This is a genomic window from Amycolatopsis sp. cg9, from assembly GCF_041346945.1.
In the GTDB taxonomy this organism is placed as follows: domain Bacteria; phylum Actinomycetota; class Actinomycetes; order Mycobacteriales; family Pseudonocardiaceae; genus Amycolatopsis.
In genome coordinates this window covers 7722446-7743531 of the sequence record NZ_CP166850.1, presented here as the reverse complement: position 1 = coordinate 7743531, position 21086 = coordinate 7722446, and the positions used below count along the sequence as shown (strand labels likewise).

Below are 21086 nucleotides of genomic sequence, written 5' to 3'. Positions count from 1 at the left end.
GGTCACCACCCGGACGCGGTGTGGACGACGGCGGCGGTGCCGGCGCGGCCCCAGGCCAGCTCGCGCAGCAGCCCGAGGGTGCCTTCCTCGGGGTCGATCAGCGCGATGCCCCGGCGGGCGTAGTCCCGCATGAGCTCGCGGGTGACCATCCCGTCGTGCTCGCCGGCCGGTGCCCACGGTCCCCAGTGGACGGTCACCGCGCGCCCGGCTGGCCACCGCCGCCCGAGCGCTTCGAGGGCGTCGTTCGCCGCGGCGTAGTCGGCCTGGCCCCGGTTGCCGAGCGCGGCGGCGATACTGCCGAACAGGACGACGAACTTCGGCTCGTCGGGCAGGTCGGCGGTCGCTTCGAGGAGGGTGTCCGCACCGTCCACTTTGGTGCTGTAGACGCGGGCGAAGGACTCCGGCGTCTTGTCCCTGACGAGCTTGTCCTCGATGACGCCGGCGGCGTAGACGATCCCGTCGAGCCGCCCGTGTTCGGCGTGGATCTCCTTGACCGCGCGGTGGACGGCTTCGGCGTCGAGCATGTCGACGGACTGGTAGCGCACCGGGCTGCCGAGCGCCTCGAGCTCTCGGAGGGTGGTGCGGACCTCGCGTTCGCCGGTGATCCGCCGGACGGCCCGCTCGATTTCGGCGGGGTTCTTCAGGCCCGCGCCGATGAGGGCGGCGCGGAGCGCCTTGGCGTCTTTCGCCTGCGGGTACTCGTCTTCCGCGGCCGGGACCGGCGTCCGGCCGAGCAGCTCGACGCGGCACCGCGTGGTCGCGGCCAGGGTGCCGGCGAACCGGGCGGTGATGCCCTTGGCGCCACCGACGAGCAGGACGACCGACTCGCGGTCCAGCCCGATGGCGGCGGCTTCGGCCACGCCGTCGCCCGCGGGGCCCGCGCCGCTGCCGGCGAGCAGGCCCAGGCTTTCCTCGGCGGGTTCGATGCCGTGCCTGGTGGTCCCGCGGTGCACGACGACCGGTTCGCGGTCCGGTGTGGACAGTTCGGCGACGAAGCCGGCGGCGCCCGCGCCTTCGACGACCCGGGTGAGCGTGTCCGGGTATTCGCGGGCGACGCTGCGGTGGAACCCTCGGAGCCCCTCGGCCGGTCCGGCGCTGAGCAGCCACCGGGGGTACTGGGCGAGGGCGTCCCGGTACCGGGAGAAGGCGGCGGGCAGGACGGGGGCGAGGAACAGGTACCCGTCGAAGCCGGGGCGGACGTCCTCGCCGGTTTCGGCCTCGGCGCCGTGGGCCCCGAGTTCGGCGCGGACGTCGTCGGCGAAGGCGCCGGAGCCGAGGACCAGGAACCGGCGGCCGGCGATGTCGGGGGTGCCGGCGGGGGCGAGCGCGACCTCGGCCAGGACGTACCGCTTCGGCGCGACGATCACGGGCTCGGGCTCACTGGTCACCGGCTGTGGTTCGGCGCGGTCCGCTTCGCCCGCACCCAGCAGCTCCGCGATCCCCGCCGCGGTCCGGGCCTTGGCCAGCACCTCGACGTCGCCGGTGCCGAGGCGGACGGTCAGCTCCCCGGCGATCTCGGCCCGCTTGATCGAGTCGACGCTCAGGTCCGCTTCGAGATCGAGATCCGGCTCGATCATGTCCACCGGGTAGCCGGTCCGCTCCCCGATCACCGCGACCACGGTCTCCAGCACCGAGGTGCCGGCCGAAGGCGGCTGCGGGGCCCCGATCAGCTCGGCGATCGCCGCGGCCGTGCGGGCCTTCGCGAACTCCTCGACGTCACCGCCGGTGAGGCCGAGCCGGGCCGCCAGCTCGCCCGCGATCTCCGCGCGCTTGATCGAATCCACGCTCAAATCCGCCTCGAGATCGAGGTCCGGCTCGATCATCTCGACCGGATAGCCCGTCCGCTCCCCGATCACCGCGACGACCGTCTCCAGCACCGAGCGCCCCAATGTGGCGTTCGGTGCGTCTGACGCACCCAATGTGGCGTTCGGTGCGTTGGACGCAACCAACGCCACATTGGGGCGCTTCGGCACGGGTGCTTCCGCGCTGCCGAAGAAGCCGAGCAGGACGTCCCGCTGGGCGGCGATCATCTCGCGGCTGGTCCGCAGGAAGTCCGCGACCATCGCCTCCGACGTCGGTGCCGCCGCGGCGGGCGGTCCCAGCGTGACCCGCGAGGCCGGCCGCAGCGCGCCCGCCGGGATCGTGCCGTCCGCGGTGCGGAGCAGGTGGCCGTCGACCGTCCAGCCCGGGCGCTTCGGCCGCGGGGCCGTCGCCGCGTCGACCGCGTCGCGGCCGCGGAACAGCCAGCCGGTCTCGAGCGGTGCGCCGGACACCGCCAGCCGTGCCAGCGCGCCGAGGAAGCCCGGCAGGCCGCGGCGGCCCGGCTGCTCGAAGCCGACCGTCCGATGGGGACGGTCGCCGAGGATCGCTTCGACCTGCCCGGCCAGCACGGCGCCCGGTCCCGCCTCGACGAACACCCGCGCCCCGGCCGCGTACATCGCCTCGATCTGCTCGACGAACCGCACCGGCGCGCCCAGCTGCGCCGCCAGCTCGCCGCGGATCTCGTCCGGGCCGGCCGGGTAGGGCGCCGCCGTCCGGTTGCCGTACACCGGGATGGCCGGCCGGACGACGCCGATCGCGCCCAGCGTGCGGCCGAACGCCGCACCGGCGGCGGCCACCAGCGGGCTGTGGAACGCGCAGGCCACCTGGAGCCGTTTCGCGCCCAGCCCGGCTCCACGCAGCCGCTCGACCGCCGCCGTGACGTCCGCCGTCGCCCCGGAAATCACCGTCTGCTTCGGCGAGTTGTGGTTGGCCAGCACGACCGGCGACGAGCCGAGGGCCGCGCGGACGTCGGCGGCGGACGCCGACACCGCGGCCATCGCACCCGGGTCCGACGCGGGCACCGCGTCCAGGATCGCCCCCGCACGGGCGTGGCTCGCGTGCAGCAGTCCCTCGGGGGTGAGGGACCCGGCCGCCGCCAGCGCGGTCAGCTCGCCGTAGCTGTGCCCGCCCAGCATCGCGGGCCGCACGCCGGCCCGGGTCAGCAGCCGGAACGCCGCCAGGCCGGCGAGGCCGAGCGCGGGCTGGGCGACGCGGGTGTCGGTGACCCGGTCGGCCGACGCCTGGCGCGCCGCCTCGCCGAACACCGCGGGCCCGAAGACGGCGCCGGCGGTCACCGGGTCCAGGCGCAGGTACCGCTGCAGGTCCGGGAAGGCGACGAACAGCTCGGCGAACATGCCCGGCCGCTGGCTGCCCTGGCCGGGGAACAGCACCGCCACCGAACCGGGTTCGCTCCCGTCGCCGCGGAACACCCCGGCCGGATCGCGCCCGTCGAGCGCCTCGCGCAGCCGTGACACCAGTTCGTCCACAGTGGACGCGACCACGGCGAGCCGCGCCGCCCGGCCCGCCGCCCGCCGCGACGTGCTCAGCGCCAGGTCCCGCAACCGCCACGGCTCGTACCCGGCCGGCACGTCCGAGGCCAGCGCCAGCAGGTCCCGCGCCGCCGCCTCCGTCTCGAAGGTGAACAGCTCCGCGGGCCACTCGTCGGCCGCCTGAGCCGGGGGCACGCTGTCGTGCGCGCCCAGCACGACGTGGAAGTTGGTCCCGCCGAAGCCGAACGCGCTGACCCCGGCGATCCGGTCCGCGGCCGGCGCGGCCCACGGCTGCGCGGCCGACTGGAACACGAACGGGCTGGTCTCGGCGTCCCAGGCCGGGTTCGGCGCCGAGATGTGCAGGGTCGGCGGTTTGACGCCGGTGTGCAGCGCGAGCGCGGTCTTGATCAGCCCGGCCAGGCCCGCGGCGCACTTGGTGTGCCCGATCTGCGACTTCACCGACCCGATCGTGCAGCCGCCCGGCGCGGCACCGGCCTCGCTGAACACCTTCGTCAGCGTGGCCAGCTCGGTCCGGTCGCCGACGACCGTGCCGGTGCCGTGCGCCTCGACGAGCCCGACGCGCGCGGGCGAGACGCCGGCGTTGCGGTAGGCGCGGGTCAGCGCGGTGCGCTGGCCTTCCGGCCGGGGCGCGGTCAGCCCGAGCGCGCGGCCGTCGGACGCCGCGCCGACGCCCTTGATCACCGCGTACACCCGGTCGCCGTCGCGTTCGGCGTCGGCCAGCCGCTTGAGCGCGACGCAGGCGACACCCTCGCCGAGCGCGATGCCGTCGGCCGCGCTGTCGAACGTCGCCGACCGCCCGGTCGGCGAGAGCGCGTGCGCCGAGGCGAACAGGAGGTAGTCGTTGATGCCGTTGTGCAGGTCCGCGCCGCCGCAGAGGACGAGGTCGCTGGTGCCGGCGGTCAGTTCCTTGCACGCGACGTCGACGGCGGTCAGCGACGACGCGCAGGCCGCGTCGACGGTGTAGTTCGCGCCGCCCAGGTCGAGCCGGTTGGCGATCCGCCCGGCGATGACGTTGGCCAGCACCCCCGGGAACGAGTCCTCGGTGAGCCGCGGCAGCCGTTCGTCCAGTTCGGCGGGCAGTCCGCCGACGTAGGACGGCAGCACGGTCCGCAGCGTCATCGCGTTCGACAGGTCGCTGCCCGCCTCGGCGCCGAACACCACCGACGTCCGCGACCGGTCGAACGCGCGGTGCTCGTACCCGGCGTCCACCAGCGCCCGGTGCGCGGCCTCCAAGGCCAGCAGCTGCACGGGTTCGATGCTGGCCAGCGACGACGGCGGGATGCCGTAGCGCAGCGGGTCGAACCCGATCTCGGGCAGGAACCCGCCCCAGCGCGACGGCGTCCCCGCGCCCTGGCCCTCGGGGTCGTAGTACAGCGCCGGGTCCCAGCGCTGCGGCGGGACCTCGGTGACGGCGTCCGCCCCGGACAGCACGTTGGCCCAGTACGACGCCAGATCGGGGGCCTGCGGGAACAGGCACGCCATCCCGACGATCGCGATTTCGAGGGGCTCGGGCGCGCCGGGCTCCGGTGCGGTGCCGCCGAACTCCGCGGCCCGCGCGCGCCGGAACGCGTCCGCGCCGTCCCCCACCGCGTGGTGCAGCTCGGCGATCGTCGTCACGGCCGAGCGCAGCACCGCGACCTCGCCCGCCATGAACATGCCCTCGGCGAGCTGCCGGTCCTCGCCGACGGCGCGCAGTTCGGCGCCCACGCGCTCGATGCCCTTGCTCGCCAGGCGGAGGCGCCCGACGTTGAGCGTCTCCAGCTGTTCCCAGGCGTCCCGGCTCGGCACGCCCCGCCCGGCGAGGTCCGCCTTGATCGCCGCGTACTCCTCGGTGAACGGGCTGCGGACGCAGCGGGTGGCGTGCCCCGGCGCGGTTTCCAGCAGATCGGTGTGCCGGGCGGCCAGCAGCTGCCGCTGGAACCCCGGCAGCACCGCGCCCGCCGCGACGGCCTCGCGCGTGAACAGGTACGCGGTGCCCATCAGCACCCCGATCGCCGCACCTCGCTCGGCCACCGGCGCGGCGAGCGCGGCCACCATCGCGGCCGACCGTTCGTCGTGGACGCCGCCCGCGAACAGCAGCTGCAGCTGCGCGGCCGCGTCCGGGGTGGTGGCGAGGAAGTCGGCGAGGACGCCCAGCTGCGCTTCCCACAGCGGGAAACTGGTGCGCGGCCCGACGTGGCCGCCGCACTCCGAGCCCTCGAAGACGAACTTGCGCGCCCCGGCCTCGAGGAACTGCTTGAGCAGCCCGGGCGAGGGCACGTGCAGGAACGTCGAGATGCCGGCGTCCTCCAGGACCGCCGCCTGCGCCGGGCGGCCACCGGCGATGATCGCGTGGGTCGGCCGCAGCTCCCGGATCACCGCCAGCTGGGCGGCTTTGACGTCGTCGGCGGCGAACCCCAGCACCCCGACGCCCCACGGCGCGTCGCCGACGGCTTCGCGGGTCCGGTCCAGGACTTCGCGGGTCTGCTCCGCACCGGACAGGGCCAGCGCGATGAACGGCAGCGCCCCACCCGCCGCGACCTCGGCGGCGAACGCGGGCTGGTCGCTGACCCGGGTCATCGGGCCCTGCGCGATCGGCAGCGCCGTGCCGAGCGCGCGGCGGCCCGCGCCGGCCGGTCCCAGCACCGGCGTTTCCCCGCGCAGCGCCTCCCCGACGGCGTCGGCCAGGCCGCGGACCGCCGCGGTCACCGTGCCCCAGCGGTCGCGGAACCGGGTGGCGAGGAAGACGTCCTGGCCCGCTTCGAGCGGTTCGGCGCCCCGGCGGGCGAGCACGCGGACGCCGTCGACGACGGTCGTTTCCGACCCGTCGAGCCCGGCCAGGCCGGTCGTGAGCCGCGACGGCAGCTCGGCCTCCGGCAGCAGGGCGAGCTGCGTGTCGAGCACGACGCCGGCGGCACCACCGGCGATCGCGGCCGCGGCGGTGTGCGGCCCGATCCCGCCCGCGGCCCACACCGGGACGTCGAAGTTCCCGAGCAAGGCCTGCAGCAGCACGAACGTGCTCAGTTCCCCGGTCCGGCCACCGCATTCGCGACCGCGGGCGACGAGACCGTGCGCGCCGCCGCCGACCGCCCGCTCGGCCGACGCGCGGGAGGTGACCTCGGCCAGCACCCGGCGGCCCGGGAAGTCGCGCGCCGCGCACCCGGCGTCTTCGGTCAGCAGGACGGTGGTGACGGCTTCGGGCAGTTCCGCACCCGCGGGCGGGCCGGCGAGCCGGACCCCGAACGCCGGGATCCCCCATTCGCCCAGCAGCGCGAGCTCCTCCGCGCCGGCGGCGTCCCCGCCGGTCAGGTCGAGCACGCCGAGCCCGCCCCCGCGCGCGGCGGCGGCGACCCCGCGCGCGGACGGCCATCGCAGCGGCGACACGGCGACGACCAGCCCGGCCGGCGCGGAGTCGTCTTTCGAGAGACGCATGGGAACTCCCGCTACGCACGAATGGGTGATGGGCAACGGGGAGTACTTAAGCGGGTTCCCTCCACGTCGTCAACAACCCACCGCGATTTCATCGCCGCGGTTCAGAAAATTCGGGATCGACCAGGCCGGTAGCGCAAGAATTTAACGCGGCCGTCATGTTCCCCGCGTCCGGGATGCGGGACCGGATTGCCGCCGACGGCCGCCGGACCGGTTCCGGGGGTGGTCCACTGGACGCACGCCGCCGGACGGCGCAAGCCATCCCGCCTGGTGGACGCCGGGCGGTTGCCCGCACCGGACCACTCCGACCGGCGGGTCGGGCGTTTCGGCAACGCGACCGGGACGTATCGGAAAAGTAAAACCGACCGTCCGGTATCCACTTCTCGGCAGTCGCACCGGACGTCAATTCTTCGGTTACCAAGTAAGGCCAATTCGCGCCTTTCCGGACGCGCGCGAGAATCGGCCCGAGAATGCGTTGGCCACTCCGCACCCCTTCGTGAGTCCACTGTGGATTGGGGCGCCGCCCGGATTTCCGGTGCTCACGCGATCACGGACGAACCTCCCTGCCTCGCCGGTCGCCCCGCCGCTCGTCCCAGGCGGCGCGACCGCCGGTATTCGGGCGAACACCATCGGTGCCGCGTTCGGTGCCCGCCGGACGGCGGTGATCGCAATCTTCCCCCGCCGCGTTACAAATTTTCCCTGAGAAAAGCTGAAGACATTTCGCATACCCGCCAGTAACGATGGACGCACCGTCTAGACTTGGACGGACTGTCCAGCCGTGGAGGTGCTGTGGACTACTGGTACACCGACGACCGCTCGGGAACGCGGTACCCGGGTGACCCGCTGCGGTGGCGCGGCGACGACGGCGCCCCGCTCACCGTCGCCCCGCTGGCCGGGCTCGGCCCCGGCGACGTCGAAACCGGGGACCGGTCGCTCTGGCGGTACCGGGCCGCACTGCCCGGCGACCTCCGCCCGGTCTCCCTCGGCGAGGGCTGCACCCCGCTGGTCCCGCGGACCTGGGGCGGCACCGACGTCCGGTTCAAGCTCGAATGGTTCAGCCCGACCGGCAGCTTCAAGGACCGCGGCTCCAGCGTCATGGTGTCCGCACTGGCCGGCGCCGGCGTGAAGCAGCTCCTGGAAGACAGCTCCGGCAACGGCGGCTCGTCGGTCGCGGCCTACAGCGCCGCGGCCGGGATCGCGGCGACCGTCCTGGCCCCCGAGGGGACCTCGCCCGCGAAGGTGCTGCAGACCCGCGCGTACGGCGCGACGGTCGAACTGGTGCCCGGCACCCGCGACGACACCGCCGCCGAAGCCGTCCGGCGCTCGGCGGCCACGACGTACGCCAGCCACAACTGGCACCCCTTCTTCCTGCAGGGCACCAAGACCCTCGCCTACGAGCTGTGGGAAGACCTCGGCTTCCGCGCACCCGACGCCGTCGTCACGGTCGCCGGCGCGGGCAGCATCGTGCTGGGCTGCGACCTCGGGTTCGGCGAGCTCCTGGCCGCCGGGTCGATCACGCGGCTGCCGCGGCTGCTCGTCGCGCAACCGCGGAACTGCTCCCCCGTCGACGCCGCCGTCCACGACCGGCAGCCGCCGCCGTTCGCCCCGACCGTCGCCGAGGGCACCGCGATCCGGCGGCCGGTGCGCCTGCCGGAGGTGGTCGCGGCGATCCGGCGCTCGGGCGGCGACACGGCCGCGATCGGGGAGGACGCCATCGCCGCGGCCGCCCGCCGCTTGGCGGCCCTCGGCCTCTACGCCGAGCCGACCAGCGCGACCGCCGCCGCGGCCATCGACGTCTTCCGCGGCCGCGGCGCGATCCGGCCGGGCGAAACCACCGTCGTGGTGCTCACCGGCTCCGGCTTGAAGGCGGCCGACAAGCTGCGGGAGCTGATCGGGTGACCGAGGACGAGCTGCTGCTGCGCGAAGCCGAGAAGATCGCCCACGCCGTCGGCCGGATGTTCCCCGGCCTGTGCGAGGTGGTGCTGCACGATCTGCGCGACCCGGCCCACGCCGTGCGCGCGATCGAAGGCGGCCTGTCCGGCCGCGCCGTCGGCGACCCCGCCACCGAGCTGGGCCTGGCGCGGATCGCCGACCCGGGCTTCCCGGACGTGCTCCAGAACTACCCGAACCGGTTCCCGGACGGGCGCCCGGCGAAGAGCACGTCGATCGGCATCCGCAACTCCGCCGGCGAGTACGTGGCCGCGTTGTGCCTGAACCTCGACGTGTCCCTGCTCGGCTCGGCGGCGCACGCCCTCACCCGCCTGGCCGGCACCGACGAACCCGCGCCGCTGGCCGAGAGCCTGCGCGCCCGCACGGGCGACGAACTCCGCGCCCTGGTCGAGGACTACGCGGCCGAGCGCGGCCACACCCCGCGCGGCCTGGCCGCGGCGGCGAAGAAGGACCTCGTCCGGTCGTTGAAGGAGCGCGGGTTCCTGGAGCTGAAGAACGCGGTGCCGGCGCTGACCGACCTGCTGGGGATCTCGCGGGCGACCGTCTACAACTACCTGCGCTGACTCAGAAGACCGACCAGCCGGTCAGCGTGGTGAACCGGTCGAGCGCGGCCACCCCTGCCACGGAGTTCCCGCGCGCGTCCAGGCCCGGGCTCCACACGCACACCGCGCACCGGCCCGGCACGATCGCGACGATGCCGCCGCCCACGCCGCTCTTGCCGGGCAGGCCGACGCGGTAGGCGAACTCGCCGGCCGCGTCGTAGGTGCCGCAGGTCAGCATCACCGCGTTGACGCGCTTGGCCGCGCTCAGGTCGAGCAGCCGTGACCCGTCGTTGCGGACGCCGTGGCGGGCCAGGAACAACGCCGAGCGGGCGACGTCCGCGCAGTTCATCGCGATCGAGCACTGACGGACGTACTGGTCGAGCACCGACGGCACGGGGTGCCGCATGTTGCCGTAGGAGGCCATGAAGTACGCGAGGGCGCGGTTGCGGTCGGCGTGGCCCGCCTCCGACGCCGCCACCTCGGCGTCGACGTCGATTTCGGCCCGGCCGCTCTCCTCCCGCAGGAAGGCGAGCAACGCCTCCGCCGCGTCGCCGTGGCGCGCGAGTTCGTCGGTCACCACCAGCGCACCGGCGTTGATGAACGGGTTGCGCGGGATACCGTCCTCGTGTTCCAGCTGCACCAGCGAATTGAACGGGTCGCCCGACGGTTCGCGGCCGACCCGCGCCCACACGCCGTCACCGCGGGAAAGCGTCAAGGCGAGGGTGAACACTTTGGACATGCTCTGCACGGAGAACGGGTGCCGCCAATCGCCGACGCCGTGCAGCGCACCGTCCACTTCGGCCACCGCCATGCCGAACCGCCCCGGCTCGACCCTGGCCAGTGCCGGGATGTAGTCCGCGACGGCGCCGCGGCCGACGTCGGGCGCGACGTCGTCGGCGATCCGGTCCAGCAGCGCCGCGAGGTCCACCGCCGTAGCGTAGAAGCCGCGTGGTTCCGGGTGCGCGGCGCCCCTTGTCAAATCGAAACCGGGCGATACCGGGGAAAACCGGGTGGTGATCTCCCGCACACCTTAAGTCTTCCTTATGGTGCTTGGTGACTTGCCGCACAAGCTCTAGCGTCCCGGAACCATGGATTCCTCGCTCCTCACCGAAAAAGGTGAAAGCTACTCGAAAGCGCTGGGCAACCGCCAAGTGCAGATGATCGCCATCGGCGGCGCGATCGGCGTCGGGCTCTTCCTCGGCGCCGGCGGCAAGCTCCACCAGGTCGGCCCGTCGCTGGTCTTCTCCTACGCGATCTGCGGGGTGGCCGCCTACTTCGTGATGCGCGCGCTCGGCGAGCTCGTCCTGCACGAGCCCAGCTCCGGCAGCTTCGTCACCTACGCGCGGAAGTTCATCGGCCCGTGGGCCGGGTTCGTCTCCGGCTGGATGTACTGGGTGAACTGGGCGATGACCGGCATCGCGGAGATCACCGCGGTGGCGATCTACGTGCACAAGTGGCTGCCGGACGTGCCGCAGTGGATCACCGCGCTGGTCGCACTCGGCGTGCTCATCGCGGTGAACCTGCTTTCGGTGAAGCTGTTCGGGGAGCTGGAGTTCTGGTTCTCGGTGGTCAAGGTGCTGGCCATCGTCGTCTTCCTGGTCACCGCGATCGGGCTGGTGCTCACCAGCGCCGACATCGGCGGCACCACCGCCGGCCCGCACAACCTGACCGGCCACAGTGGACTCTTCCCGGCCGGTGTCGGGATCGCGCTGATGACCCTGCAGGCGGTCATCTTCGCCTACTCGGCCATCGAGGTCGTGGGCATCGCGGCCGGCGAGACCAAGGACGCCCGCAAGGTGCTGCCGAAGGCGATCAACGGCGTGGTGTGGCGGATCGGCGTGTTCTACGTCGGGTCCGTGCTGATGCTCGCGATGCTGCTGCCCTGGCCGTTCTACAACGGCGACGAGAGCCCGTTCGTGACGGTCTTCAGCCGGCTGGGGATCCCGGGCATCGGCGACGTGATGAACGCGGTCGTGCTCACCGCGGCGCTGTCCAGCGTCAACTCCGGGCTCTACTCCACCGGCCGGATCCTGCGCTCGCTGGCCGAGAAGGGCGAGGCGCCGTCGTTCGTCAGCCGGATGAGCGGGCGCCACGTGCCCTACGGCGGCATCCTGTTCACCTCGGTCGCCTACCTGCTCGGCGTGGTCCTGAACTACCTGGTGCCCAAGGACGCGTTCGACATCGCCATCGCGATCGCCTCCCTCGGCGTGATCACGACGTGGGCCACGCTCGTCTTCTGCCAGCTGCGCCTCCGCCAGGCCGCGCTGCGCGGTGAGCTGGAGCGCCCGTCGTACCGGATGCCGTGGGCGCCCTACTCCGGCTGGGCGACGCTGGCCTTCCTGGTCCTGGTCGTGGTCCTGATGGGCTTCTCCGACGGCGCCGAGAAGGTGGCGTTCTACTCGATCCCGGTGCTGGGCGTGGTGCTGGCGGTGGGCTGGCGCTTCGTCTCGAAGCGACGGGAACGCACCCCGCTCGGGTAGCGGCCCGGCCGCGGGCGGGCATACTCGACGGGTGTCCACGAGCAGCACCGCACCCCGGCGGGTGACGATCCACGACGTCGCCCGCTCGGCCGGGGTGTCCCGGCAGACGGTGTCGCGGGCGCTGAACGACAAGGCCGAGATCGACGGCTCGACCAAGCAGCGCGTGCTCGACGCCGCCCGCGAGCTCGGGTACCGCCCCAGCCGCTTCGCCCGCGGCCTGGTCCGGCCGGACACCACCACGATCGGGCTGGTGGTGCCGGACCTGCTCAACCCCTTCTTCACCGAGGTCGCCTCCGGCGCGCTGGCGGCGGCCCGGGCCCGCGGCTGGCACGTCGTCGTCTACGACACCGCGGGCGACGCCGAGCAGGAACTGGCCACGCTGCGGGTGATCGGCACCCAGGTGGACGCGGTGGTCGGCTACTTCAGCCGGTCCGACGAGGACCTCGACCGCTTCACCCCCGGCATCCCGGTGGTGCTGATCGGCCGGGAGCCGCGCGCCGAGCGGTTCAGCGGGATCGCGATCGACGGCGAGGACGGTGTCCGGGAAGCCGTCGCCCACCTGGTCGGCCGCGGGCACCGGCGGATCGGGATGCTCGACCACGACGGCCGCCCCGACCCGAGCGTCCGCCAGCGCTGGTTCCGCCGCGCCGTCGCCGAGCACGGCATCGCGCTGGCGCCCGGGTGGATCGCGCGCGCTCCCCAGAGCGTCGACGGCGGCGGTGCCGCGCTCGCCACCCTGCTCGCCGCGCACCCCGACGTCACCGCCGTGTTCGCCTTCAACGACGTCATCGCCATCGGCGCCCTGCGCGAGGCCCGCCGGTTCGGCCTGCGCGTGCCCGCCGACCTCGCGGTGATCGGCTTCGACGGCCTCGCGCTCGGCACCCTCGTCGAGCCGGAGCTCTCCAGCGTCGCCATCGACACCCGCGCGCTCGGCGCCCTCGCCGTCGAGCAGGCGGCCCGGCTCGTGACCGGTGCCGCCCCCCTCGAGCCCGGCGAGCTGATCGTCCGCGCGGCCCTCCACCTGCGCGAATCCGCCTGATCCCTTGACACGTCGACGCGGCGCCACGCAGACTGCCGAGCAGTCCGTGAACGTTCACGGGAACGTTCACGGCACGCTGGCGAGAGGACTCCATGTCGTACGTCGACGACCCGGGCCCCGGCCGCGGTTCGGTACCCCCGCGCGCGGCCTTCAGCTCCGACGCGCCCTCGCTGTCGCTCGACGGCACCTGGCGGTTCCGGCTGTCGCCGAGCGTCGGGGCCGCTCCCCCGGACGTCTTCGAGCCCGGGTTCGACGACGCTGGGTGGGCCGAGCTGCCGGTGCCGTCACTGTGGCAGCTGCACGGCCACGGCGAGCCCGCCTACACGAACGTGCACTACCCGTTCCCGGTCGACCCGCCGCACGTCCCGTCGGACAACCCGACCGGCGATCACCGGGTGCGCTTCGACCTGCCGCCGGACTGGCCCGCGGGGCCGGCGCTGCTGCGCTTCGACGGGATCGACTCGTGCGGCCGGATCTGGCTCAACGGCACCGAGCTCGGCGTCACGAAGGGCAGCCGGCTGCCGTCGGAGTTCGAGGTCGGCCCGCTGCTGCGGTCCCGGGACAACGTCCTGGTGGTGCGCGTGCACCAGTGGTCGGCGGGCAGCTACCTCGAAGACCAGGACATGTGGTGGCTGTCCGGGATCTTCCGCGCGGTCACCCTGCTGTCGCGGCCGCCGGGCGGCATCGGCGACTACTGGGTGCGCGCGGACTACGACCACGTTTCGGGGCTGGGCACGCTCCGCGTCGAGACCGGCCCGGACGTCGTGCTGGACATCCCCTCGCTGGGCGTCGCGGGACACCCGGCCGGGGAACCGCTGGAGCTGCCCGTCGAGCCGTGGAGCGCCGAGACGCCCCGGCTGTACGAGGGCACGCTGTCCACCGCGGCCGAACGCGTGCCGGTGCGGATCGGCTTCCGGACGGTGTCCGTCGAGGACGGTCAGCTCAAGGTCAACGGGCGGCGGCTGCTGCTGCGCGGGGTGAACCGCCACGAGCACGACCCCCGCACCGGGCGCGTCGTTTCGCGCGAGACCGCGCTGGCCGACGTCCTGCTGATGAAGCGGCACCACGTCAACGCCGTCCGGACCAGCCACTACCCGCCGGACCCGGCGTTCCTCGAGCTGTGCGACGAGTACGGGCTGTGGGTGATCGACGAGTGCGACCTGGAGACCCACGGCTTCGGGCCGCTGGGCTGGGACCGCAACCCGAGCGCCGAGCCGATGTGGACCGGCGCCTACCTCGACCGGATGCGGCGCACCGTCGAGCGGGACAAGAACCGGCCCAGCGTGATCCTCTGGTCGCTGGGCAACGAAAGCCACACCGGGGACAACCTGGCGCGGATGGCGGAGTGGGTGCGCCACCGCGACCCGACGCGGCCGGTGCACTACGAGGGCGACCACGACTGCTCCTATGTGGACGTCCACAGCCGGATGTACGCGACCCCGGACGAAGTCGACCGGATCGGGCGCCGGGAAGACGACAACGCACGGCGCCGGGACCTGCCGTTCATCCTCTGCGAGTACGCGCACGCGATGGGCAACGGGCCGGGCGGGCTGCTGGAGTACCGCGAGCTGTTCGAGCGGTACCCGAACTGCCAGGGCGGGTTCGTCTGGGAGTGGATCGACCACGGCCTGGCCGTTCCCGGCCACTTCGCCTACGGCGGCGACTTCGGCGAACCCCTCCACGACGGCAACTTCGTCATCGACGGCCTGCTCTTCCCGGACCGCACGCCGTCGCCGGGGCTGACGGAGTTCGCGAAGATCATCGAGCCGGTGCGCATCGACGCCGGCCCGGCCGGGATCCGGGTGTCGAACCACTACGACTTCGTTTCGACCGAGCACCTCGAGTTCTCTTGGGTCCTCGAAGACGAGGGGATCGCCGTCGCACGGGGTGTCCTCGACGTCCCGGCCGTCCACTCCGGACAGAGCGGTTCCGTTCCGCTGCCCTCGTTGCCGCCCACCGGCGGCGAATCCTGGCTGACGGTCTCGGCCGCGCTGGCTTCGGCGACGGCGTGGGCACCCGCCGGGCACGTCGTCGGCTGGGGTCAGCTGCCGGTGTCGCCGGCGCCCGCCCGCCCGGTGCCGCCGGTGCGCGGGCCGGTGTTCCGGACGGCAGGGCAGCTCGTCCTCGGCGCCGGTGAGTTCGACGCCGTGACGGGTGCGCTGACGGCACTCGGCGGGCACCCGGTCCACGGTCCGCGGCTCGACGTCTGGCGTGCGACCACGGACAACGACCGCGGTTCCTCCCCCGGGCCGTCCGACGCCTCGCGGTGGCTCGAAGCGGGGCTGCACCGGCTGCAGCACCGGGTCATCGCGGTCGACGCCGACGGGGACGAACTCGTGGTGCGCACCCGGGCCGCCCCGCCGGCGCGGGCGTTCGGCCTGTTCGCGGACTACACGTGGACGGCGTTCGACGGCGGCCTCCGGCTGCGCGTCGACGTCACCCCGGACGGTCCCGTGCCCGACACGCTCCCCCGGCTCGGCCTGGCGATGGCGATCCCGGGCACGTTCGGCTCGGCCGAGTGGTTCGGCGGCGGCCCCGGCGAGGCGTACCCGGACAGCCGCCAGGCGGTGCGGATCGGCCGGTTCTCGAACAGCGTCGACGGCCTGCAGACGCCGTACGTCTTCCCGCAGGAGAACGGTAACCGCACGGCGGTGCGCTGGGCTGCGTGGACGGCTCCGGACGGCACGGGCATCCGCGTCGACGGCGACCCCGCCTTCGACTTCACGGCCCGCCGCTGGACGGCGGCAGCCCTGGAGGTGGCGAGGCACACGGACGAGCTGGAGTCCGGCTCGCTGGTGCACCTGACGCTGGACGTCGCCCAGCACGGCCTGGGGACGGCGGCCTGCGGGCCCGGCGTGCTGCCGGCGTACCGGCTGGTGCCGCGGAAGACGTCGTTCACGCTGACGCTGCGGCCCGTGGCGGGTGGTGTCGCAAATTGAGACCCCGGGACGCGCCCGGATGCGGTGTCGTTGGAGGATGCCCGCTTCCACGACGACCCCTTCGAGCGCCCGGCAGCTGGCCACCCCCGGTGCGCTGGGCCTGGCCGACCTCGTCGCGATCTTCGACGACCTCCAGTTCACGCTCGGGTGCTGCGAACGGCTGGTGGCCGAGCTGGCCCACCCGCGGGTGGACGCGGTGCTCGTCGAGGCGCTGTGGGTGTCGGCGCTCAACTCCTACGCGCGCTGCTTCCGCACCGGCGACCGCGGGATGGGCCTGACCGTGGCGGACGTCGAGGCGACGGAGGTGGCGGGCGAGGTCGCGGAATGGCACGCGCTGCTCGGCCGGCTCCGGGACTTCTCGCTCGACGGGCCGGTCAACCCGCGCGAGACCTACTCGGTGGGCGTCTCACAATCCCCGGCCGGCGCGGCCTCGGGAGTCGTCATCACGTCGGCGGCGCGCCCGCTGGTGGACGACGTCACGGTCCGCCAGACCGGCCGGCTGGCCTTCGAGCTGAGCCGGCTGGTGGACGAGCGGATCAAGGAGCACCAGCAGAAGGTGTTCGACGCGGCTTCGAAGCTGACGGCCGCCCAGCTCTCGGCGTTGCCCGCCATCGAGGTCGCGTCTCAATAAGTCTCATTAATGCGTCTCATTATTCGACGCCGGGCAGGTGCCGGTAGATCGTGGCGCGGGAAACGCCCAGCGCCGTCGCGATGTCGGCCGGCGCGTGCCCCGCGTCGTAGAGGCGGCGGGCCGCTTCGATCGTCTCCTGGCTCATCACCGGCGGGCGGCCGCGGCGGCCGCGGGGCCGGTCTTCGGGTTCGGTCACCGCGTACAGCCGGTCGACGCCGTCGAGGACCGCGGCACGCAGCTCGGCCACCGGGGCGTCCGCGAACAGCACCACCGGGTCGCTGAGCATCGCGATCGCCTGCGCCGCGCGGACGCGGCCGGCCAGGTCCGCATCCGGGCCCGCCACCAGCCGGTTCGCCGCGAGCATCCCGTCGCGGAAGCGGTCGAACACCGCCTTCGACGCGGTCAGCCCGAGGTCGCGCAGGTTCATCCGCAGCAGGTAGCGGTGGCCGAGCCAGACCCCGAGGAGGCCTTCGATCGCCGCCGCGCGCGGGTCGGCGGCCTCCGCCGCCTTCGCCATCGCCGCTTCGAGGTCGGCCAGCAGCGGTTCGGCGAGCGCCGTCACGATGTCGGCCTTGCCGGGGAAGTGGTACAGCACCGCGGTTTTCGTGACGCCGACGCGTTCGGCCAGCTCCCGGACCGACGTCGCGTGGAAGCCGCGCTCGGAGAACTCCTCGAGCGCGGCGCGCAGGATCCGGGCGCGGGTGTCGTCGGTCATCGCCCGAGCCTAGCCGCTTGCCTGACCGCTGGACAGGAGCGTACGGTCGGTACTGACCGATGGTCAGGACCTTGATGGGGGTAGCACCATGACCGAGCAGACCGTACTGATCTCCGGCGCGGGTGTCGCCGGGCCGACCCTGGCGTACTGGCTGGCCCGCGCGGGCTTCCGGCCGACCGTCGTCGAGCGCGCCGCCGGGCTGCGCTCGAGCGGCAGCCCGGTCGACGTCCGCGGGCCGGCGTCCCGCGTCGCCGAGCGGATGGGGATCACCGCGAAGCTGCGCGAAGCGAGCACCGACGCGACCGCGCTGAAGTTCGTCGACGACGCGGGCCGGCGGACCGGCCGCGTCGCGCTCGGCGGCGACGGCGGCATCGAACTGCCCCGCACCGACCTCGCGGCGATCCTGCACGAGGCCGCCCGCGCGGACGCCGAGTTCGCCTTCCACGACTCGATCACCGGGCTGCACCAGGACGGCGGCGGCGTCGACGTCACGTTCGAGCGGGGCGCGCCACGGCGGTTCGACCTGGTGATCGGCGCGGACGGCCTCCATTCGAACGTCCGGCGGCTGGCGTTCGGGCCGGAGCGCGCGTTCGTCGAGCACATGGGCGTCTACATCGCGACGCTGCCGCTGACCGGGCCGCCGGCCGACCCGACGTCGATCGTCATGTACAACTCGCCGGGCCGCGCGCTGGCGATCCACCCGTCGCGCGGCCGCGGCATCGCCGCGTTCATGTTCCGCGGCGACGCCGCGGCGGGGTTCGACCACCGCGACTCCGCGCTGCACAAGCGCATGCTCGCCGAGGCGTACGAGGGTGCGGGCTGGCGTGTGCCGGAGCTGCTGGAGCGCGTGCGCGAGGCGGACGACCTGTACCTGGACTCGGTGAGCCGGGTCCGGCTCGACGGCTGGGCGGCGGGGCGGATCGCGCTGGCCGGCGACGCGGCGTCGTGCGTGTCCCTCTTCGGGGACGGCTCGACGCTGGCGATGTCGGGCGCGTACACCCTGGCCGAGGAGCTGGGCCGGACCCCGGGCGACGCGGCGGCGGCGTTCCGCCGGTACGAAAGCACGCACCGGAAGCTGGTGGAACCCAAGCAGCGCGGCGTTTCCACGGCCGCGGCCCTGCTGATCCCGGCAACGCGCGGCGGCCTCGCGGCCCGCAACTTCGGCACCCGGCTGCTGCCCCTGGTCACGGCCGCCCGCCGGCTGGTGCCGGCCCGGGCGGCTTGACAGCGTGATTGCTTAACCGCTGCGACGGCGCTGTTCGTCGAGTCGGGCAGCGCGGTCCAGGCCCGCCGCGCAGCTCCTCCCGCGCTCGCGGCAGCGGCCGGGCGGGCCGCCGCACCGGGGCTCACCTGCCGTCCCGTCGGACACTCGCTCCTCGCTGCCTGAGCGTCACGCCCGCAGCATCGGTGGGTACAGCAGCTCGGCCTTGCCCTTCCGGTACAGCTGCGCCGGCCGGCCGCCGTCGCGAGTCGTCGTGCGGCCGGTCGGGGCCAGCAGGCCCTCCGTCCCCGTCACCTTGCGGTGGAAGTTCCGGGGGTCCAGCCGCGTGTCCCACACCAGTTCGTACACCCGCCGGAGCTCGGCCACGGTGAACTCTTCGGCGCAGAAGGCCGTGGCCAGCGGGGAGTACTCCAGCTTCGCCCGCGCGCGCTCGAGACCGTCGGCCAGGATGCGGTCGTGGTCGAACGCCAGCCGCTCGGCCGCCAGTGACCGCACCGGTACCCATCGGGCCTCGGCCGCGTCCGTGCCGGCGAACGGCGTGGGCAGGTCCGGCGCCAGGGCCAGGTAGGCGATGGTGATCACGCGCAGCCGCGGGTCCCGGCCCGGTGCCCCGTACCCGGCCAGCTGTTCGATGTGGACGGTCCCCGGCGCCAGCCCCGTCTCCTCCGCCAGCTCCCGCCGCGCCGCGTCCGACAGGTCCTCGTCGGCCCGGACGAACCCGCCCGGCAGCGCCCACTCCCCTTCGTACGGCTCCACTCCCCGGCGCACCACCAGCGCGCACAGCTCGTCCCCGGTCAGGGTGAGCACGACGAGGTCCACGGTGACGGCGAACGGCGGGTGACCCATGCCACCACCCTACCCCTTAATCGTCATCTTGACGATTACGCCCCCGACCCCATATCGTCACCACGACGATAAGAGGAGGGCCAATGGCCGACATCGACCGCCGGTTCGGGTTCCGGCACCTGCGCGGCGCCCCCACCGTGCACATCCGCCACTTCCGCCGCGGCAAGCTCGCGCACGACGGCGTCGGGCTGTCGTTCTGGTACCGGCCGCTCACCGCGGTCGTGTCGGAGGTGCCGGTCGACGACCGGGAGCTGCCGCTGCTGTTCCACGCCCGCACGGCCGACTTCCAGGACGTCACCGTCCAGCTCGCGCTCACCTTCCGGATCGAGGACCCGGCGCTGGCCGCGCAGCGGATCGACTTCTCCATCGACCCGGGCACCGGCCGCTGGCGGGGCGATCCCCTCGCCCAGATCAGCGGGCTGCTCACCGAGAACGTCCAGCAGTACGCCGTCGAGGTCCTCACGCGCACGCCGCTGGAAACCGCGCTGGTCGACGGCGTCCAGGCGGTCCGCGACCGGATCCGCGCCGGGCTCGCCGAGGAGGACACCCGGCTCGCGCAGACCGGCTCGGCGGTCCTCGACGTCCGCGTCGTCGCCATCCGCGCCGAACCGGAGGTCGAGAAGGCGCTGCAGACGACCGCGCGGGAGAAGGTGCAGCAGGAGGCCGACCGGGCGACCTACGAGCGGCGTGCCCTCGCCGTCGAACGCGAACGCGCGATCAGCGAAAACGAGCTGCAGAGCCAGATCGAGCTGGCCCGGCGCGAGGAGCAGCTGCTCGCCCAGCGCGGGGCGAACGCCCGGCGGCAGGCCGAGGAAGCCGCCACGGCGAGCCGGATCGAGACCGAGGCGCAGGCGTCGCGCAAGGAACGCCTGACGCAGGTCGAGGCCGACGGCAAGCGGGCCCTCGGCGAGGCCGAAGCGGCGGGCGAGGCCGCCAGGCTGGCCGCGTACCGCGACCTGCCGGAGGGGGTGCTCACCGGGCTGGCGCTCAAGGAACTGGCCGGGAACCTGCCGAAGATCGACAGCCTCACGGTGACCCCGGACCTGCTCGCCCCGCTGCTGACCAAGCTCGGCGTGCGGTCGTGAGCCTCGCCCCGCGCGTCGTGCTGGTGCACCGGCGCACCGAGCTGGACGAACTGCTGGCGCGGCACGGCACGCGCGGCCAGGCGGAGTTCTTCCTGCGCACGCGCGGCCGCGACCTCGGCGAGGTGACCGAAGCCGACGCCGCCCTGCGCGCCGCGATCAAGACCGCGTCGGCGGCGATCCCGCTCGATTGGCGCCGCGGTGAGGTCGAACGCGCGGACCTCGACCGGTTCCTGTTCACGCCGGAGGACATCGTCGTCGTGGTCGGCCAGGACGGCCTGATCGCCAACGTGGCCAAGTACCTCGACGGCCAGCCGGTGATCGGCGTGACGCCGGCGCGGCCCGGTGTCCTGGTCAAGCACCCACCGGAAGCCGTCGCGGACCTCGTGCGGGGCACCGGGGACGTCGAGCACCGGACGATGGCCGAGCTCACCGCGGACGACGGCCAGCGGCTGCTGGCGCTCAACGAGATCTACCTCGGGCACGCCGGGCACCAGACGGCCCGCTACCGGCTGGGGGTCGGTGGCGGGCCGCGGGAACGCCAGGCGTCGTCGGGGATCCTCGTCGGGACGGGCACCGGGGCGACCGGCTGGTGCGGCTCGGTGTGGCGCGAACGCCGCAGCGGGCTGCGCCTGCCCGGCCCCGGCGAGGCCCGGCTGGTCTGGTTCGTGCGGGAAGCCTGGCCGTCCCCGCTGACCGGGACCGAGCACACCGAAGGCGAGCTGACCGGGACACCGCTGACGGTGGAGGTCGAATCCGACCGCCTGGTCGCGTTCGGCGACGGTCTCGAAGCCGACACCGTCGCCCTCACCCGCGGCCAGACCGCCACCTTCGTCCCGGCCGCGCAGACCGTGCGGCTGGTGCGGTGACCGCCGGTCCGGCACACCGAGGGGGCGTGCC

At 73.8% G+C, this 21086-nt stretch carries 13 protein-coding genes; 9 read left to right on the top strand and 4 right to left on the bottom strand.

Annotation, left to right across the window (positions count from 1 at the left end):
• Nucleotides 1–2: 2 nt before the first annotated feature.
• Nucleotides 3–6743, bottom strand: a complete 6741-nt coding sequence (locus tag AB5J73_RS35870) for an SDR family NAD(P)-dependent oxidoreductase (RefSeq protein ID WP_370963252.1) — start codon at nucleotides 6741–6743, stop codon at nucleotides 3–5.
• A gap of 786 nt (nucleotides 6744–7529) precedes the next feature.
• On the opposite strand from AB5J73_RS35870, the gene AB5J73_RS35865 reads away from it, so the two are divergent.
• Both AB5J73_RS35865 and AB5J73_RS35860 read left to right on the top strand, forming a co-directional pair.
• Nucleotides 7530–8639 (top strand): pyridoxal-phosphate dependent enzyme, encoded by a 1110-nt coding sequence (locus AB5J73_RS35865; RefSeq protein ID WP_370963251.1) that lies wholly within the window; start codon nucleotides 7530–7532, stop codon nucleotides 8637–8639.
• On the top strand, nucleotides 8636–9253 hold the full coding sequence (locus AB5J73_RS35860; RefSeq protein WP_370963250.1) for a transcriptional regulator: 618 nt from the start codon (nucleotides 8636–8638) through the stop codon (nucleotides 9251–9253). Before AB5J73_RS35865 ends, AB5J73_RS35860 begins: the two co-directional genes overlap by 4 nt.
• Nucleotide 9254: 1 nt before the next feature.
• Here the strand turns inward: AB5J73_RS35860 and AB5J73_RS35855 are convergent, their stop codons facing one another.
• The gene (locus AB5J73_RS35855) at nucleotides 9255–10160 is read right to left on the bottom strand and encodes a glutaminase (protein ID WP_370963249.1); all 906 of its coding nucleotides are present in this window, start codon (nucleotides 10158–10160) and stop codon (nucleotides 9255–9257) included.
• A gap of 160 nt (nucleotides 10161–10320) precedes the next feature.
• On the opposite strand from AB5J73_RS35855, the gene AB5J73_RS35850 reads away from it, so the two are divergent.
• The 4 genes from AB5J73_RS35850 to AB5J73_RS35835 all read left to right on the top strand — a co-directional run bounded on the left by AB5J73_RS35850 (nucleotide 10321) and on the right by AB5J73_RS35835 (nucleotide 16321).
• Complete coding sequence (locus AB5J73_RS35850) at nucleotides 10321–11712, top strand: amino acid permease (RefSeq protein ID WP_370963248.1); 1392 nt, start codon at nucleotides 10321–10323, stop codon at nucleotides 11710–11712.
• Between the two features lie 31 nt (nucleotides 11713–11743).
• Nucleotides 11744–12751, top strand: coding sequence for a LacI family DNA-binding transcriptional regulator (locus AB5J73_RS35845; protein ID WP_370963247.1), 1008 nt, complete (start codon nucleotides 11744–11746; stop codon nucleotides 12749–12751).
• 92 nt (nucleotides 12752–12843) lie between these two features.
• Nucleotides 12844–15690: a glycoside hydrolase family 2 TIM barrel-domain containing protein gene (locus AB5J73_RS35840; protein ID WP_370963246.1), complete on the top strand. Its 2847-nt coding sequence runs from the start codon at nucleotides 12844–12846 to the stop codon at nucleotides 15688–15690.
• Nucleotides 15691–15727: 37 nt separating this feature from the next.
• Entirely contained in the window at nucleotides 15728–16321 is a 594-nt protein-coding gene (locus tag AB5J73_RS35835) for a hypothetical protein (RefSeq protein WP_370963245.1), read from the top strand.
• Between the two features lie 19 nt (nucleotides 16322–16340).
• Here AB5J73_RS35835 and AB5J73_RS35830 read toward each other — a convergent pair whose 3' ends face one another.
• Nucleotides 16341–17036 (bottom strand): TetR family transcriptional regulator, encoded by a 696-nt coding sequence (locus AB5J73_RS35830; protein WP_370963244.1) that lies wholly within the window; start codon nucleotides 17034–17036, stop codon nucleotides 16341–16343.
• Between the two features lie 88 nt (nucleotides 17037–17124).
• On the opposite strand from AB5J73_RS35830, the gene AB5J73_RS35825 reads away from it, so the two are divergent.
• Nucleotides 17125–18261, top strand: a complete 1137-nt coding sequence (locus AB5J73_RS35825; protein ID WP_370963243.1) for an FAD-dependent monooxygenase — start codon at nucleotides 17125–17127, stop codon at nucleotides 18259–18261.
• A gap of 165 nt (nucleotides 18262–18426) precedes the next feature.
• Here the strand turns inward: AB5J73_RS35825 and AB5J73_RS35820 are convergent, their stop codons facing one another.
• Nucleotides 18427–19104 (bottom strand): NUDIX domain-containing protein, encoded by a 678-nt coding sequence (locus AB5J73_RS35820; protein WP_370963242.1) that lies wholly within the window; start codon nucleotides 19102–19104, stop codon nucleotides 18427–18429.
• 83 nt (nucleotides 19105–19187) lie between these two features.
• Between AB5J73_RS35820 and AB5J73_RS35815 the strand changes: the two genes are divergently transcribed.
• Together AB5J73_RS35815 and AB5J73_RS35810 are read left to right on the top strand one after the other, a co-directional pair.
• Nucleotides 19188–20189 (top strand): SPFH domain-containing protein, encoded by a 1002-nt coding sequence (locus AB5J73_RS35815; RefSeq protein ID WP_370963241.1) that lies wholly within the window; start codon nucleotides 19188–19190, stop codon nucleotides 20187–20189.
• Entirely contained in the window at nucleotides 20186–21055 is an 870-nt protein-coding gene (locus tag AB5J73_RS35810; RefSeq protein ID WP_370963240.1) for a hypothetical protein, read from the top strand. The genes AB5J73_RS35815 and AB5J73_RS35810 overlap by 4 nt, the downstream gene beginning before the upstream one ends.
• The last annotated feature ends 31 nt before the right edge of the window (nucleotides 21056–21086 follow it).